Below are 16,353 nucleotides of genomic sequence, written 5' to 3'. Positions count from 1 at the left end.
CGAACGGCAAGGATGATCAGCCGATCGTCATCAAATTCGCATTGCCACCCGCCGCGGCCGTGTTCACGCTCACCGAGCGCTCCGTCAGCAGCCGTTCCAGCGCGTAATCTTCCGCATCGCCGTTCTCGAACGCGCCTACCGACACGCCCTGCACCGACACGATCGGGCCCGGCCGCTGCGCGACGTCCTTCACGAGCGTCTGCAGTTCGTCGCTGTCGCCTTCGAACAGCACCGCGTCGAACGGCGCGTCGGCCTGCTTGCGCACGGTCGCGTGAGCCTTCAGCGAGGCCGGCAGCGCGGCAACCAGCGCCTCGCCGGCCGCACCCGCGAACAGCGCGCGGTTACCGGTCGCCAGCACCGCCGCGAACTGCGCGCGCGCACCGCCCGGCGTCGCCGCGACACACAACACCGTGCCGCGCGGGCCGAGTGTAGGCTCGTGTTTCGCTCGCCCGTCGGACCGGTCAGCACCGCGGTTGCACCGGCCGGCACCTGCGCCAGGTAGCCGTCGCAACGTGCCGCCAGTGCCGGCTCGCGCTGCTCGATCAGCCAGTCGCGCAGCGTCGTGAGCGCCGCCGCCGGGTTGCCGCGTGCGTCGCCCTCCACCGCGCCGTCCGCGATCAGCATCTGCGCGAGCGAACGCGGCAGGCCCGACGGCCGCGTCGCGAGCAGGCGCTGCAGGTACAGCGCGCCGCCGGCCTTCGGGCCCGTGCCCGACAGCCCTTCGCCGCCGAACGGCTGCACGCCGACCACCGCGCCGATCACGTTGCGGTTCACGTAGATGTTGCCGACGTGTGCATTCGAGATCACGTGCGCGATCGTCTCGTCGATCCGCGTGTGGATGCCGAGCGTCAGCCCGTAGCCGGTCGCGCGGATCTGCTCGAGCAGTTTGTCGAGCTGGCTGCGGCGGTAGCGCACCACGTGCAGCACGGGGCCGAACACTTCGCGCTTCAACTCGTCGATGCTGCCGATCTCGATCAGCGTCGGCGGCACGAACGTGCCGTGCGCGCAGGCTTCCGGCGCAGGCAGTTGCGTGACCGCGTGGCCCTTGTCCTTCATCGCCGCGACGTGCGTGTCGATCGTCTGCTTCGCTTCGGCATCGATCACCGGGCCGACGTCGGTCGACAGCCGGTCGGGGTTGCCGAGCGCCAGCTCGTGCATCGCGCCCTTGAGCATCGTCAGCGTGCGGTCCGCGACGTCGTCCTGCAGACACAGAACGCGCAGCGCCGAACACCGTTGACCGGCCGAGTCGAACGACGACTGCATCACGTCCGCGACGACCTGCTCCGCGAGCGCCGACGAGTCGACGATCATCGCGTTCTGGCCGCCCGTTTCGGCGATCAGCGGAATCGGCTTGCCGTCCGGGTCGAGGCGCGCGGCGAGCGTCTTGTTGATCAGCCGCGCGACTTCGGTCGAACCGGTGAACATCACCGCGCGGGTACGCGCGTCGGCCACCAGCGCCGCGCCGACGGTCTCGCCGGTGCCCGGCAGCAGCTGCACCGCACCGGCCGGCACGCCGGCCTCGCGCAGCAGGCGCACGGCCTGGGCGGCGATCAGCGGCGTCTGTTCGGCCGGCTTCGCGAGCACCGTGTTGCCGGCGGCCAGTGCCGCGGCCACCTGGCCCATGAAGATCGCGAGCGGGAAGTTCCACGGGCTGATACAGACCACGGGGCCGAGCGGACGGTGCGTGTCGTTCGAGAACTCGTCGCGGATCTGTGCGGCGTAGTAGCGCAGGAAGTCGACCGCTTCGCGGATTTCGGCGATCGCGTTCGGCAGCGATTTGCCGGCTTCGCGCACGATCAGGCCCATCAGCGTGTGCATCTGCGCTTCGAGCAGGTCGGCCGCGCGCACCAGGCAATCGGCGCGGGCATCGACTGGCGTCGCCTGCCAGATCGGCGCGGCGGCCACCGCGTGCGCGAGCGCCGCGCTCACGTGTTCGGCCGTCGCTTCGCTGACCGTGCCGACCGGGTCGCGCTGGTCAGCCGGGTTGCGCACGTCGCGGGGCGGCGCGTCGGCGAGCGTGTCGTCGGCGAGCATCGGCGCCGCACGCCACGGGAAATGCGCACTTGCGAGCAGCGCCGACGACAGCGACGCGAGACGGTGTTCGTTCGACAGGTCGAGGCCCATCGAGTTGGGGCGCTCGTCGCCGTACAGGTTGCGCGGCAGCGGGATCTTCGCGTGCGGCGCGCCGAGCGGCACGACCTTCGATGCCTCGTCGACCGGATCGGCAACCAGCTCCTTCACCGACACCGATTTATCCGCGATGCGGTTCACGAACGACGTGTTCGCGCCGTTCTCGAGCAGGCGGCGCACCAGGTACGCGAGCAGCGTCTCGTGCGTGCCGACCGGCGCGTACACGCGGCACGGGCGGTTCAGCTTGTCGCGGCCGGTGACTTCCTCGTACAGCGGCTCGCCCATCCCGTGCAGGCACTGGAATTCGTACTGGCCCGGGTAGTAGTTCTGGCCCGCGAGCTGGTAGATCGCGGCCAGCGTGTACGCGTTGTGCGTCGCGAACTGCGGGTACACGGCGTCCGGCGCCGCGAGCAGCTTCTTCGCGCACGCGAGGTACGACACGTCCGTGTAGATCTTGCGCGTGTAGACCGGATAGCCTTCGAGGCCGTCGACCTGCGCGCGCTTGATCTCGGTATCCCAGTACGCGCCCTTCACGAGGCGGATCATCAGGCGGTGACGGCTGCGGCGCGCGAGATCGATCAGGTAGTCGATCACGAACGGGCAGCGCTTCTGGTAACCCTGCACGACGAAGCCGATGCCGTTCCAGCCCGCGAGATCCGGATCGAAGCACAGCGCCTCGAGCAGGTCGAGCGACAGTTCGAGGCGGTCGGCTTCTTCGGCATCGATGTTCAGGCCGATGTCGTAGCGGCGCGCGAGCAGCGCGAGCGCGCGCACGCGCGGCAGCAGCTCGCTCATCGTGCGGTCCTGCTGCGAGCGCGAGTAGCGCGCGTGCAGCGCCGACAGCTTGATCGAGATGCCCGGGCCTTCGTAGATGCCGCGGCCGCCGGCTGCCTTGCCGATCGCGTGGATCGCCTGTTCGTACGACGCGTAGTAGCGCTGCGCGTCCTCTTCGGTCGTTGCCGCTTCGCCGAGCATGTCGTACGAGTAGCGGAAGCCGCGCGCTTCGTACTTGCGGCTGTTCGCCAATGCTTCGGAAATCGTCTCGCCGGTGACGAACTGCTCGCCCATCAGGCGCATCGCCATGTCGACGCCCTTGCGGATCAGCGGCTCGCCGCCGCGGCCGATCAGGCGCGTGAGCGCCGACGACAGCCCGGCTTCGCTGTTGGTCGTCACGAGCTTGCCGGTGATCATCAGCCCCCACGTGGCCGCGTTCACGAACAGCGACGGCGCGTGGCCGACGTGCGAGCGCCAGTCGCCCTTGCTGATCTTGTCGCGGATCAGCGCATCGCGGGTCGCGCGATCGGGAATGCGCAGCAGCGCTTCGGCTAGGCACATCAGCGCGACGCCTTCCTGGCTCGACAGCGAGAACTCGTGGATCAGCCCTTCGACGCCACCGCCGGAGCTCTTCTCGCGCAGCGCCTCGACGAGCTTCGTCGCGAGCGCCTGCACGTCCGCCTGCAGGTTCGCGGGCAGGCGCGCCTGACCGAGCAGGAAGGGCACGCATTCCGGCTCGGGGCGGCGGTACGCCGCCGTGATCGCCGCGCGCAGCACCGATTGCGGTTGCACGTTCTGCGCGAACTCGAGGAACGGATGCGGCGAGTTGTCGTCGTCGCCGTCCGCGGACTGACCGTCGGCGAGCTCCGTCACGCCGCTGTGGCCCGACAGCTCGGGCGGCAACTGGCCGTGCTCGATCCGCTCGAGATACGCGAAGATCGCCTGCTTGATCAGCCAGTGGGGAGTGCGCTCGAGACGCGCGGCGGCGTCCTTGAGGCGCGAGCGGAGAAGGTCGTCGACCTTGACGCCGAGAGTCGTGCTTGCCATGGTGGGTTCGTGCGCCGGTGCGAGCCCGGCAATGTGGTGTGAGAGGATGCGCGAAATCCTACGGCACGCAATAAAAAGGTGCAACCAAATTACGAGATGGGTTGCACCCTTAGGTTACTCAATATAATCAGCCACTTATGCGGTTGCAACCTAGGAGTTGCCCGTGGTCGGAGGCTCGGTGTTTTCCCTGATCGGGCCGGTTTGACATGCGTGCGCAACCTTTCGCGCGCGTCGCGGCGGACGAAAACGGGTTGCACTGGGTATGGGGGAAGGTGCGGCGCCCGGGCGCGGGCGGGCGGCAAGAGATGGTTCGCGGGTACCCGGCCCGGCGGCCGGGGGTGCAACGCAGCGGCAAGCAGCACGGCGGCCGCATGCCGCGCCGCCGCTCAGCTCAGATATCCAGCGGATCGACCTCGACGCTCCAACGCAGCACGCCCTTCAGCGCGCGCAGCTCAGGCTGCCATGCGCGTAGCGCATGCTGCAGCGCCGCCCGCGATGCGCTTTCGAGCAGCAACTGCGCGCGATGCACGTTCGCGACCTTGACGATCGTCATCGGCACCGCGTCGTAGACCGTCACGCGATCGGCGCCCGGCAGCCCCGGCAACGCGGCCGCGGCTTGCAGCAGGAACGCGAGCGCGGCGTCGAGCGTGCGCCCTTCGGCGCGCAGCAACGCCTGGTAGACGAACGGCGGCAGGTGCGCGTCGCGGCGCTCGCCGAGCGTCGAATTCGCGAAGCCGACGTAATCCTGCCGCCCGAGCGCGTGGTACAGCGCGTGACGCGGGTAACGTGTCTGCACGAGCACTTCGCCCGGCAGCCCCGCGCGGCCCGCGCGGCCGCTCACCTGCATCAGCTGCGCGAACAGCCGTTCGCTCGCGCGGAAGTCGTGCGAGAACAGCGCGGTGTCGGCATTGAGCACGCCGACGAGCGACACGCGCTGGAAGTCGTGCCCCTTCGCGATCATCTGCGTGCCGACGAGGATATCGACCTCCCCCGCATGCACGTCGGAAAAGAGCGCCTGGGCGCTGCCCTTGCGGCGCGTGCTGTCCGCGTCGATCCGCAGCACGCGCGCGCCCGGCACGGCTTCGGCGAGCGCTTCCTCGATCCGTTGCGTGCCGCGCCCGAGCGGCGCGATGTCGACGTTGCCGCACTCGGGGCACGACCGCGGAATGCGCGACTCCCAGCCGCAGTGATGGCAGCGCAACGCGTGCTCGGGCTTGTGCAGCACGACGTACGCGCTGCAGCGCGGGCAGCCGGCGACCCAGCCGCAGGCGTCGCACGCGAGCTGCGGCGCATAACCGCGCCGGTTCAGGAACACGAGGCTCTGTTCGCCGCGCTCGAGCCGCGCCTTCAGTGCCGCGACGAGCGGCCCCGACAGCCCGCCCATCGACGCGCGACCGCGGCGCCGCTCCTCTTCGAGGTCGATCAGCCGCACGGTCGGCAGCGTCGCGTCGGCCACCGCGCGACGCGACAGCGTGAGCCGCGTGTAGCGGCCCTGCTCGGCCTGCCACCAGCTTTCGAGCGACGGCGTCGCCGAGCCGAGCACGACCGTGATGCCGAGCTGCTTCGCGCGCCACACGGCGAGATCGCGCGCCGAATAGCGCAGCCCTTCCTGCTGCTTGTAAGCGGGCTCGTGCTCCTCGTCGACGACGATCAGCGCGAGCGTCGGCATCGACGCGAGCACCGCGAGGCGCGTGCCGAGCACGATCCGCGCGCGGCCCGTGTGCGCGGCGAGCCAGTTGCGCGCACGTTCGCCCTCCGCGAGCCCGCTGTGCAGCGTGACGATCGCGTCGTCGGGGAGCGCCCCCGCGAAACGCGCGCGAAACGCGGCTTCGAACTGCGGCGTCAGGTTGATTTCGGGAACGAGCACGAGCGCCTGCGCATCCGGCCGCGCGTCGAGCAGCGACGCGAGCGCGTGCAGATAGACCTCGGTCTTGCCGCTGCCCGTCACGCCGTGCAGCAGGAACGGCGCGAAGCCCTGCGCGGCGCGGATCGCGTCGAGCGCCTCGGCCTGCTGGTCCGTGAGCGCCGGCGGCACAGTTCGTCCACCGGCTGCCAACAGGTTATCCACAGCTTTGGGCACAGGCGCATCGGCCCAGCCGATCTCCTCGACGTCGACCCAGCCGCGCGCCGCCCAGTCGTCGAGCGTGGCCGCCGCCTTCGGGTGCAGCGCGCGCGCGTCCGGCAGCGCCAGCGAGCCGGTGTCGACCAGCGCCTGCGCGAGCCGCCGCAGCGCGGCCCCGCGCGCAGGCAACGCGTCGGGTAGCGCCGCGCGGCCGGTTTCCGTCGGCCGGTAACGCACCTCCGGCGCGAGCAGCCGCCCCCAGCGCCCGGCATCGCGCAGCGCCTGCGGCAGCGCCGGCAACGCGACCTCGCCACGCCCGCGCTGGTAGTAATCCGCGGCGAACGACACGAGCGCGAGCCAGTCCGGCGACAACGGCGGCAGGTCGGTGCAGATCGCGTCGATCGCGCGCAGCCGCGACGGCGGCACGTCGGTGTGAGTCGTCACTTCGCAGACGAGCCCGACGGCCTGCCGCTTGCCGAACGGCACCTGCACGAGCGTGCCGGGCCCGGGCGCCGGTTGCGCGTCGCAGCGGTAGTCGAACAGGGTGGCGAGCGGATGGTCGAGCGCGACGCGCAGATAGGTGCCGCTCATCCCCACGCTCCGGCGGCGGCGTGCGCCGCATGGGCCTGGACGGCCGACATCCGCGCCCGCATCGGGGCAGCGAACTTAAAGTAAAACTTCAGATTCGGCGCTAAGTTTTGGATTCGCATTAGGAATCGCCGTATACCCTGGCCAGCCTGTGGATAACTTTGTTGAGAACTCGCCGCTCGATGGCCGCAACGCGCGCGGGGCCGCGCTTTGCGCTGATTTTCGCCGCTTGTTGCGGTGCCCCGCGGAGCCTTATTCCATAAGGCTGCTATTCAAATTACCGAACCATAGCGAGACAAATTGACCGATACAGGGCTCTACCGCGCTGCAACGTGGAAAATGTGTATAAGTCAAGTCTTGACAAGCACTGAATCGGCAACCGGTGCGGGGTTGCGCCCTGTTTAGTGCCGATAACGAAACGCAGTCACGCCGCAGTGCAGCATGACAGCGCTTGCGTTCAGCCGGCGGCTCCGCTACGGATCGCGCGGCTGTGGCTATGCACTTCGTCGACGAGTTCGGCAACGTGATCGGGCGACGTGAATTGCGAAATACCGTGCCCAAGGTTGAATACGTGGCCCGGATGGTTGCCATAGCTGTCGAGCACCGCGCGCGCCTGCTCGCGCACCGCGGCCGGCGGCGCAAACAGGATCGTCGGGTCGAGGTTGCCCTGCAGCGCGACCTTGCCCGCGACGCGTTCGCGTGCCTTGCCGAGGTTGACCGTCCAGTCGAGCCCGACCGCGTCGACGCCGGTCGCCGCGATCTCCTCGAGCCACAACCCGCCGCCCTTCGTGAACGTGATCACCGGCACGCGCTCGCCGTCGTGCTCTCGCTTGAGCTGCGACACCACGCGGCGGATGTAGTCCAGCGAGAAGCGCTGGTACGCGCCGTCCGCCAGCGCGCCGCCCCATGTATCGAAGATCATCACGGCCTGGGCGCCCGCTTCGATCTGCGCGTTCAGGTACGCGGCCACCGCCTGCGCGTTCACGTCGAGGATCCGGTGCATCAGGTCGGGGCGCGAATACGCCATCGACTTCACCGTGCGGAAATCGTCCGACCCGCCGCCTTCGACCATGTAGCACGCGAGCGTCCACGGGCTGCCCGAAAAGCCGATCAGCGGCACGCGCTGGCGGCCCTGGCCGTCGGTGAGCGCGCGACGGATTTCGCGCACCGCGCCCGTCACGTAGCCGAGCGTTGCTTCGATGTCCGGCACCGCGAGCTTCGCGACGTCGGCCTCGGTGCGCACCGGATGCGCGAACTTCGGCCCTTCGCCGACCTGGAAGTCGAGGCCGAGCCCCATCGCGTCGGGAATCGTCAGGATGTCCGAGAACAGGATCGCGGCGTCGAGCGGAAAGCGCTCGAGCGGCTGCAGCGTCACTTCGGTCGCGTAGTCGGGATTCTTCGCGAGACCGAGGAAGCTGCCGGCGCGTGCGCGCGTCGCATTGTATTCGGGCAGGTAGCGGCCGGCCTGGCGCATCAGCCAGATCGGCGTGTAGTCGGTCGGCTCGCGCAGAAGCGCACGCAGGAAGGTGTCGTTGAGCAGGGTATGGGCCACGGTAGGAGCGACGATGCGAGAGCAAAGCGGCATTTTACCGGACAGCCGCCGTCGGGCTGCGCATGCCGACGCGATGGCGGCCATATGACGCGCGCGATGGCTCCGTTATGATCGGACGCTCATATCGAACGAAACGAAGGAGGAGACCGATGAAGACATTCGCCACGCTCGCCGCCACCGCATTGCTTTGCTGCGCCGCCGCGCACGCGCAGACCGGCGCGGGCGCTGCTGCTACCGCACCGGGCGCCGGCTCGCGGCTCGACGACGTGCTCGCGCGCGGCACGCTGCGCGTGTGCACGACGGGCGACTACAAGCCGTATTCGTACTACCGCGCGGACGGCCGCTTCGAGGGCATCGACATCGACATGGCCGAATCGCTCGCGAAGTCGCTCGGCGTGAAGACCGACTACGTGAAGACGAGCTGGCCGAACCTGACCGGCGATTTCGTCGCGAAATGCGACATCGCGGTGGGCGGCGTATCGACGACGCTCGAGCGCCAGAAGCGCGTGTTCTTCACGCAGCCGTACGTGGTCGACGGCAAGACGCCGATCGTGCGCTGCGCGGACGCCGACAAATACCAGAGCGTCGCGCAGATCGACCGGCCGGAAACGCGCGTGATCGTGAACCCGGGCGGCACCAACGAGCGTTTCGCGAAGCAGTATTTCACGCACGCGAACCTCACCGTCTATCCGGACAACGTAACGATCTTCAAGCAGATCCTCGCCGGCAAGGCGGACGTGATGGTGACGGATGCGTCCGAGACGCTGCTGCAGCAAAAGCTGAATCCGGGCCTGTGCTCGGTGCATCCGGACAAGCCGTTCCAGTTCGGCGAGAAGGCGTACATGGTGCCGCGCGGCGACGTCGCGTTCCAGCAGTACGTCGATCAGTGGCTGCATCTCGCGCTGTCGACCGGCGAATACCAGGCGATTTCGGATAAATGGCTGAAGTAAGCAGGCTCGTGCGTGGCGGCCGGTAGCGGGCACCGACCCCGCATCCGCTGCCCGCAAAAGTCGCTGCGCGGCGGTGGCCCGATCACCGTCGTTACACTTCGGTGCCGCGCGCCCACACCCGGGAAATCGGCCCGACGCGAACGAATTGGCCGAACGGCCGACTTCCGCGCATGCCAATCACGTTTCAAAATCTTTCTGACGAATGAATCGTCATGCGTGGTATCGGCCGAAAGACGCATTTTCTCGCGTGCAAATCGGCAATTCGTCGAGCCTGATACGCATGAAAAACGCATTGCGCGCATGCGCTGAAAACGCTGCGGAAAATATGGGTAAAAATGACCTTTTTCAGGCCCTCAAAAACAGCAAAAAATCCCGGAAAGCCTTATCTGGCGGGCGTTACAACCTGAAACACTTTGTTACCGCGAGGGGTCATTAATTCGCCCACAATGGCCTCAACGGTTTCAACACGGATGCGGTCTCGTGTGCCAAGTGTGAGCGGACGCGAAGCGCTGCGAGCCAGTCGGTCACGTACCGAAGCCCTTCCGAGGGGCATCCCTGTTGGAGTCGTTTCCGGCCCCCCGCCGGACTCGGTTTCATCTTTGGTCTCCTCGCGCTAACCCCGTAGCGTGTGGTTTTTAGCGGGCTAATAAGCCCGCTTTTTTTCGTCCATCGAAAACGCAACGGCCCGCAGGCCGCCGCGTTTATCCCGCCTTCACGCCGCGCTACGCGGTCTTCTGCACGTCGAGCTTCAGCTCCTCGATCATCCGGTCGCGCATCACGAACTTCTGCACCTTGCCCGTCACCGTCATCGGCAGCTCGTCGACGAAGCGGATGTAGCGCGGGATCTTGTAGTGCGCGATCTGCCCGTTGCAGAACGCGCGCACGTCGTCTTCGGTCATCTGCTCGTCCGCGCGCAGCACGATCCACGCGCACAGCTCCTCGCCGTACTTCGCATCGGGCACGCCGAATACCTGCGCGCTCTGGATCTTCGGATGCCGAAACAGGAATTCCTCGATCTCCCGCGGATAGACGTTCTCGCCGCCGCGAATCACCATGTCCTTGAGCCGGCCGACGATGTTGCAATAGCCGTCCGCATCGAGCGTCGCGAGGTCGCCCGTATGCATCCAGCCGTCCACCAGCACCTCGCGCGTCTTCGCATCGTCGTCCCAGTAGCCGAGCATCACCGAATAGCCCTTCGTGCACAGCTCGCCCGTCGTGCCGACCGGCACGATGCCGCCGCTCGGATCGACGATCTTCACTTCCAGGTGCGGCTGAATGCGCCCGACCGTCGTCGTACGCTTCTCGAGCGGATCGTCGGTCGAACTCTGGAACGAAACCGGGCTCGTTTCCGTCATCCCGTACGCGATCGTGATCTCCGACAGGTGCATCTGCGACACGACGCGCTTCATCGTCTCGATCGGGCACGGCGAGCCGGCCATGATCCCGGTGCGCAGCGTCGACAGGTCGAATTTCGCGAACTCGGGGTGATCGAGCTCGGCGATGAACATCGTCGGCACGCCATGCAGCGCGGTGCAGCGCTCCTCCGCCACCGCCGCGAGCGTGGCGACCGGGTCGAACGCTTCGCCGGGGAACACCATCGCCGCGCCCTTCGACACGCACGCGAGCACGGCGAGCACCATCCCGAAGCAGTGATACAGCGGCACCGGAATGCACAACGTGTCGTGCTCGGTGAAACGCATCGCCGTCGCGATCGAGCGCCCGTTGTTGACGACGTTGCGGTGCGTGAGCGTCGCGCCCTTCGGGCTGCCCGTCGTGCCGCTCGTGAACTGGATGTTGATCGGCTCGTTGGCCTCGAGCGTCGCGCCGAGCGCATCGAGCAATGCGGGATCGACGGCCTGGCGGCCGCGCGCCATCAGGTCCGCGAAGCGGAACATGCCGGCCGGCGCGACGTCGCCCATCGACACGACCGTGCGCAGGCTCGGCACGCGCGCCGCATGCAGGTCGCCCGGCGTCGCGGTCGCGAGTTCCGGCGCGATGGTCTGCAGCATCTCGACATACGCGGACGTCTTGAAGCGTTCGGCGGCGATCACCGCCTTGCAACCGACCTTGTTCAACGCGTATTCGAGTTCCGACAGCCGGTAGGCCGGATTGATGTTGACGAGCACCGCTCCGATCCGCGCGGTCGCGAACTGCGTGAGCAGCCATTCGCTGCGGTTCGGCGACCAGATGCCGACGCGATCGCCCTTCACGATGCCGAGCGAAGCCAGGCCGGACGCCAGCACGTCGACTTCGTTCGCGAACTCGCGCCAGGTCCAGCGCACCTGCTGCTCGCGGAACACGACGGCCGGACGATCGGGAAAGCGCCCGGCCGTGTCGAGCAGGAACCGGCCGATCGTCGCTTCGGAGAGCGGCACGTCGGTTGTGCCACGTACGTACGACAAGCCGTTTTCGGGCGAGATCAGCGCGCCCACGCCAAGGTCTGCTGCCATGAATGTCTCCGTCCTTTTTTGTCTGGTCGGCCTGCGCGCTTGCGGCGCCCGCCTCCGCCGCGCATTCGCGACGGACGGCCTCGACACGGATGATGACGCGCGCGGCTGACGATACTCTGACAGCAAATCGCGGCGGACGGATGAAATAGCACGACCGGACGGAATGATCCGGCCCGCAAAAAAACAGACGAAAACGGAGGGCGAAAAAAAAGCAGCCCGAAGGCTGCTTTCTTTCGCGGGATACGCGGCGCGGCTCAGTGCCGGCTGCGGATCTTCGCCAGACGCTGGATCGCCTCGAGCTGCGCCATCGCGGTCGCGAGCTCGGATTGCGCCTTCGCGAGGTCGAGATCCGACTTCGCGTTCTGCAGCGTTTCCTCGGCACGCTTGCGTGCTTCCTCGGCTTTCGCCGCGTCGAGGTCCTTGCCGCGGATCGCGGTATCGGCGAGCACCGTCACGGCGCCCGGCTGCACTTCGAGAATGCCGCCCGCGACGAACACGAATTCGTCGTTGCCGCCCTCGACTTCGATGCGCACCGCACCCGGACGAATCCGCGTGATCAGCGGCGTGTGGCCCGGCAGAATGCCCAGCTCACCCGTTTCGCCCGGCAGCGCGACGAATTTCGCCTCGCCCGAGAAGATCTGCTCTTCCGCGCTGACGACGTCTACTTTGATGGTTGCCATATCGACTCCTGTCGATCGGAGCGGGCACTTGCGCGCCTGCGCCGATCCCATGCACGGCGGATTGAGCGTGTTGCGGTCGGCGCGACCGGCCGGGATTGTCAGTCCGACTGCCAATCCCGACTAGAACGCGCCGTGCGACTCACCCGATCCTTACGAGATCTTCTTGGCCTTTTCGAAGGCTTCGTCGATCGTGCCGACCATGTAGAACGCCTGTTCCGGCAGGTGGTCGCACTCGCCGTCGACGATCATCTTGAAGCCGCGGATCGTTTCCTTCAGCGGCACGTACTTGCCCGGCGAGCCCGTGAACACTTCAGCAACGTGGAACGGCTGCGACAGGAAACGCTGGATCTTACGAGCGCGTGCGACCGACAGCTTGTCTTCCGGCGACAGTTCGTCCATACCCAGAATCGCGATGATGTCGCGCAGTTCCTTGTAGCGCTGCAGCGTCTGCTGGACGCGACGGGTGATCGAGTAGTGCTCTTCACCGATCACGTTCGGGTCGATCTGGCGCGACGTCGAGTCGAGCGGGTCGACCGCCGGGTAGATACCCAGCGAAGCGATGTCACGCGACAGAACGACGGTTGCGTCCAGGTGGCCGAAGGTCGTAGCCGGCGACGGGTCGGTCAAGTCGTCCGCAGGGACGTACACGGCCTGGACCGACGTAATCGAGCCCTTCTTGGTCGACGTGATGCGCTCTTGCAGCTTGCCCATTTCTTCAGCCAGCGTCGGCTGATAGCCCACTGCCGACGGCATACGGCCGAGCAGTGCCGACACTTCGGTACCGGCCAGCGTGAAACGGTAGATGTTGTCGACGAAGAACAGCACGTCGAGGCCTTCGTCACGGAAGTGCTCGGCCATCGTCAGGCCGGTCAGCGCGACGCGCAGACGGTTGCCCGGCGGCTCGTTCATCTGGCCGTACACCAGCGCGACCTTGTCGAGAACGTTCGAGTCCTTCATTTCGTGGTAGAAGTCGTTCCCTTCACGGGTACGCTCGCCCACGCCCGCGAACACGGAGTAACCGCCGTGTTCCTTCGCGATGTTGTTGATGAGCTCCATCATGTTGACGGTCTTGCCCACGCCAGCACCGCCGAACAGGCCAACCTTGCCGCCCTTTGCGAACGGGCAGATCAGGTCGATGACCTTGATACCCGTTTCGAGCAGTTCGGTCGACGGCGACAGTTCGTCGAACGCCGGAGCCTTCTGGTGGATCGAACGCGTCGTTTCGCTTTCGATCGGGCCGGCTTCGTCGATCGGACGGCCGAGCACGTCCATGATTCGGCCGAGGGTCGGCTTGCCGACCGGCACCGAGATCGGCTTTGCCGTGTTCTTCACGGTCAGGCCGCGGCGCAGGCCGTCGGATGCACCCAGACAAATGGTACGGACCACGCCGTCGCCCAGCTGTTGCTGGACTTCGAGCGTCAGTTCCGAGCCATCGAGAATAAGCGCGTCGTAGATCTTCGGCATGCTGTCGCGCGGGAATTCCACGTCGATAACGGCGCCGATGCACTGTACGATCTTGCCTTCTACCAAAGCAGCAGTACTCATCGCTTTTCCTTTAAATACCTGATTCTTTACTCGCGCAAAGGCGCAGTTGTCGTCCCGGGCGCGCGCTTAAACAGCGGCTGCGCCGCCGACGATCTCCGACAGTTCTTTCGTGATCGCGGCCTGACGGCTCTTGTTGTACACGAGCTGCAGTTCGCTGATCACCGTCTTCGCGTTGTCGGACGCGGCCTTCATCGCGACCATGCGCGCCGATTGCTCGGACGCCATGTTTTCCGCGACGGCCTGGTACACCAGCGCCTCGACGTAACGCACGAGCAGTTCGTCGACGACTGCCTGCGCGTCCGGCTCGTAGATGTAGTCCCACGACGTGGCCGGCGTACCGTCATCGGCTTCGAAGTGTTCCGACGACAGCGGCAGCAACTGCTCGATCACGGCTTCCTGCTTCATCGTGTTGACGAAGCGCGTGTAAGCGATATAAACCGCCGACAGCTTGCCTTCCGAGTACAGATCGAGCTGCGTCTTCACGGCGCCGATCAGCTTGTCCAGGTGCGGGGTGTCGCCGAGGTGCACGACCTGCGACATCACCTTCGCGCCGAAGCGGTTCAGGAACCCGAGGCCCTTGCTACCGATCGCGGTGGCTTCGACCTTCTGGCCCTTCTCTTCCAGCTCCTTGAACTTCTGCACCGTCGCACGCAGCACGTTGGTGTTCAGACCGCCGCATAGCCCCTTGTCCGTCGTGACGAGGATGATGCCGGCCGTCTGCGCGCCTTCGTTCGCCACCATGAACGGGTGGCGGTACTCGGGGTTCGCGCGGCTCATGTGCGCGGCGATGGCACGGACCTTGTCCGCATACGGACGAGCGGCGCGCATGCGTTCCTGCGCGCGGCGCATCTTCGATGCGGCCACCATCTCCATCGCCTTCGTGATCTTGCGCGTGTTCTGCACGCTCTTGATCTTGCCGCGAATTTCCTTCATTCCAGCCATAGCTTGCTCCTTGACCGAAGCAGCGCGGGCGCATCAGCACCCGCGCGGCCTCAGTGTGTCACTCGCGGATCAATAGGCACCGGACTTCTTGAAGGATTCGATCGCCGAGCGCAGTGCGCCTTCGTCGTCCTTCGAGAGATCCTTGGTGTCTTCGATGCGCTTGATGAGGTCAGCGTGGCTGGTCTTCAGGTTTTCGCGCAGGCCCTTCTCGAACGACAGCACTTGCTTGACGTCGAGGTCGTCGAGGTAGCCGTTGTTTGCGGCGTACAGCGACACGGCCAGTTCCCACACCTGCAGCGGCTGGTACTGCGGCTGCTTCAGCAGTTCCGTCACGCGGCGGCCGCGCTCGAGCTGCTTGCGGGTCGCTTCGTCGAGGTCCGATGCGAACTGCGCGAATGCGGCCAGTTCACGGTACTGCGCGAGGTCGGTACGGATACCGCCCGACAGCTTCTTCACGACCTTCGTCTGAGCGGCGCCACCGACTCGCGACACCGACACGCCGGCGTTGATTGCCGGGCGGATGCCTGCGTTGAACAGGTCGGTTTCCAGGAAGATCTGGCCGTCGGTAATCGAGATCACGTTCGTCGGAACGAACGCGGTCACGTCGCCAGCCTGCGTTTCGATGACCGGCAGTGCCGTCAGCGAACCGCTCTTGCCCTTCACTTCGCCGTTCGTGAACTTCTCGACGTACTCTTCCGACACGCGAGCAGCACGCTCGAGCAGACGCGAGTGGAGATAGAACACGTCACCCGGGTACGCTTCACGGCCCGGCGGGCGGCGCAGCAGCAGCGAGATCTGACGGTATGCCCACGCTTGCTTGGTCAAGTCGTCATAGATGATCAGCGCATCTTGACCGCGGTCGCGGAAGTATTCGCCCATCGTGCAGCCGGCGTACGGTGCGAGGTACTGCATCGCTGCCGAATCCGAAGCCGAAGCGGCGACGACGATCGTGTATTCCATCGCGCCCGTTTCTTCGAGCTTGCGAACCACGTTCATGATCGACGAAGCCTTCTGGCCGATCGCGACGTAGATACAGATCAGGTCCTTGCCCTTCTGGTTGATGATCGCGTCGAGCGCCACCGCGGTCTTGCCGCACTGACGGTCGCCGATGATCAGCTCACGCTGGCCACGGCCGATCGGCACCATTGCGTCGATCGACTTGATGCCCGTCTGCACCGGCTGCGACACCGACTTACGCCAGATCACGCCCGGGGCGATCTTTTCGATCGCGTCGGTCAGCTTCGCGTTGACCGGGCCCTTGCCGTCGATCGGGTTGCCGAGCGCGTCGACCACGCGGCCGACGAGTTCCGGGCCAACCGGGACTTCGAGAATGCGCCCCGTCGTCTTGACGATGTCGCCTTCCGAGATGTGTTCGTATTCGCCGAGAATCACCGCGCCGACCGAGTCGCGCTCGAGGTTCAGCGCGAGGCCGAACGTGTTGCCCGGAAACTCGAGCATTTCGCCCTGCATCACGTCCGACAGGCCGTGGATACGCACGATACCGTCGGTCACGGAGATCACGGTGCCCTGGTTGCGAACGTCTGCGCTCGCTTCAAGGCCCTGGATCCGGCTCTTGATCAGCTCGCTGATCTCAGAGGGATTGAGTTGCATTATTCGCTCCTGATAGTCAATT

The 16,353-nt window shown here is 66.4% G+C and carries 9 protein-coding genes and 1 pseudogene; 2 read left to right on the top strand and 8 right to left on the bottom strand.

Annotated elements, in window-relative coordinates; genetic code table 11:
- Positions 1–16 precede the first annotated feature (16 nt).
- The 3 genes and pseudogenes from putA to hemE form a co-directional block, all read right to left on the bottom strand.
- Positions 17–3,951 (bottom strand): annotated as a pseudogene (gene putA, locus LXE91_RS05495) (trifunctional transcriptional regulator/proline dehydrogenase/L-glutamate gamma-semialdehyde dehydrogenase).
- Between the two features lie 391 nt (positions 3,952–4,342).
- Positions 4,343–6,604: a primosomal protein N' gene (locus tag LXE91_RS05490; protein ID WP_039351420.1), complete on the bottom strand. Its 2,262-nt coding sequence runs from the start codon at positions 6,602–6,604 to the stop codon at positions 4,343–4,345.
- Between the two features lie 454 nt (positions 6,605–7,058).
- Positions 7,059–8,153: a uroporphyrinogen decarboxylase gene (hemE, locus tag LXE91_RS05485; protein WP_039351423.1), complete on the bottom strand. Its 1,095-nt coding sequence runs from the start codon at positions 8,151–8,153 to the stop codon at positions 7,059–7,061.
- Positions 8,154–8,302: 149 nt separating this feature from the next.
- Between hemE and LXE91_RS05480 the strand changes: the two genes are divergently transcribed.
- The gene (locus LXE91_RS05480) at positions 8,303–9,103 is read left to right on the top strand and encodes a transporter substrate-binding domain-containing protein (RefSeq protein ID WP_039351426.1); all 801 of its coding nucleotides are present in this window, start codon (positions 8,303–8,305) and stop codon (positions 9,101–9,103) included.
- 280 nt (positions 9,104–9,383) lie between these two features.
- On the top strand, positions 9,384–9,539 hold the full coding sequence (locus tag LXE91_RS05475; RefSeq protein ID WP_171026772.1) for a hypothetical protein: 156 nt from the start codon (positions 9,384–9,386) through the stop codon (positions 9,537–9,539).
- 286 nt (positions 9,540–9,825) lie between these two features.
- Here the strand turns inward: LXE91_RS05475 and LXE91_RS05470 are convergent, their stop codons facing one another.
- The 5 genes from LXE91_RS05470 to atpA all read right to left on the bottom strand — a co-directional run bounded on the left by LXE91_RS05470 (position 9,826) and on the right by atpA (position 16,331).
- Positions 9,826–11,553, bottom strand: a complete 1,728-nt coding sequence (locus tag LXE91_RS05470) for an AMP-binding protein (RefSeq protein WP_039351428.1) — start codon at positions 11,551–11,553, stop codon at positions 9,826–9,828.
- A 254-nt stretch (positions 11,554–11,807) separates the two neighbouring features.
- Positions 11,808–12,233, bottom strand: coding sequence for a F0F1 ATP synthase subunit epsilon (locus tag LXE91_RS05465; RefSeq protein WP_006477288.1), 426 nt, complete (start codon positions 12,231–12,233; stop codon positions 11,808–11,810).
- A gap of 150 nt (positions 12,234–12,383) precedes the next feature.
- Positions 12,384–13,778: a F0F1 ATP synthase subunit beta gene (atpD, locus tag LXE91_RS05460; protein ID WP_011350527.1), complete on the bottom strand. Its 1,395-nt coding sequence runs from the start codon at positions 13,776–13,778 to the stop codon at positions 12,384–12,386.
- A gap of 66 nt (positions 13,779–13,844) precedes the next feature.
- Positions 13,845–14,720, bottom strand: coding sequence for a F0F1 ATP synthase subunit gamma (gene atpG, locus LXE91_RS05455; RefSeq protein ID WP_039351431.1), 876 nt, complete (start codon positions 14,718–14,720; stop codon positions 13,845–13,847).
- Positions 14,721–14,789: 69 nt separating this feature from the next.
- A complete protein-coding gene (gene atpA, locus LXE91_RS05450) occupies positions 14,790–16,331 on the bottom strand; it encodes a F0F1 ATP synthase subunit alpha (RefSeq protein WP_021160444.1) in 1,542 nt (513 codons plus the stop codon).
- Between the last annotated feature and the right edge of the window lie 22 nt (positions 16,332–16,353).

The sequence above is a fragment of the Burkholderia contaminans genome, from assembly GCF_029633825.1.
Lineage (GTDB): Bacteria > Pseudomonadota > Gammaproteobacteria > Burkholderiales > Burkholderiaceae > Burkholderia > Burkholderia contaminans.
This window is presented reverse-complemented; position numbering and strand designations above follow the sequence as displayed.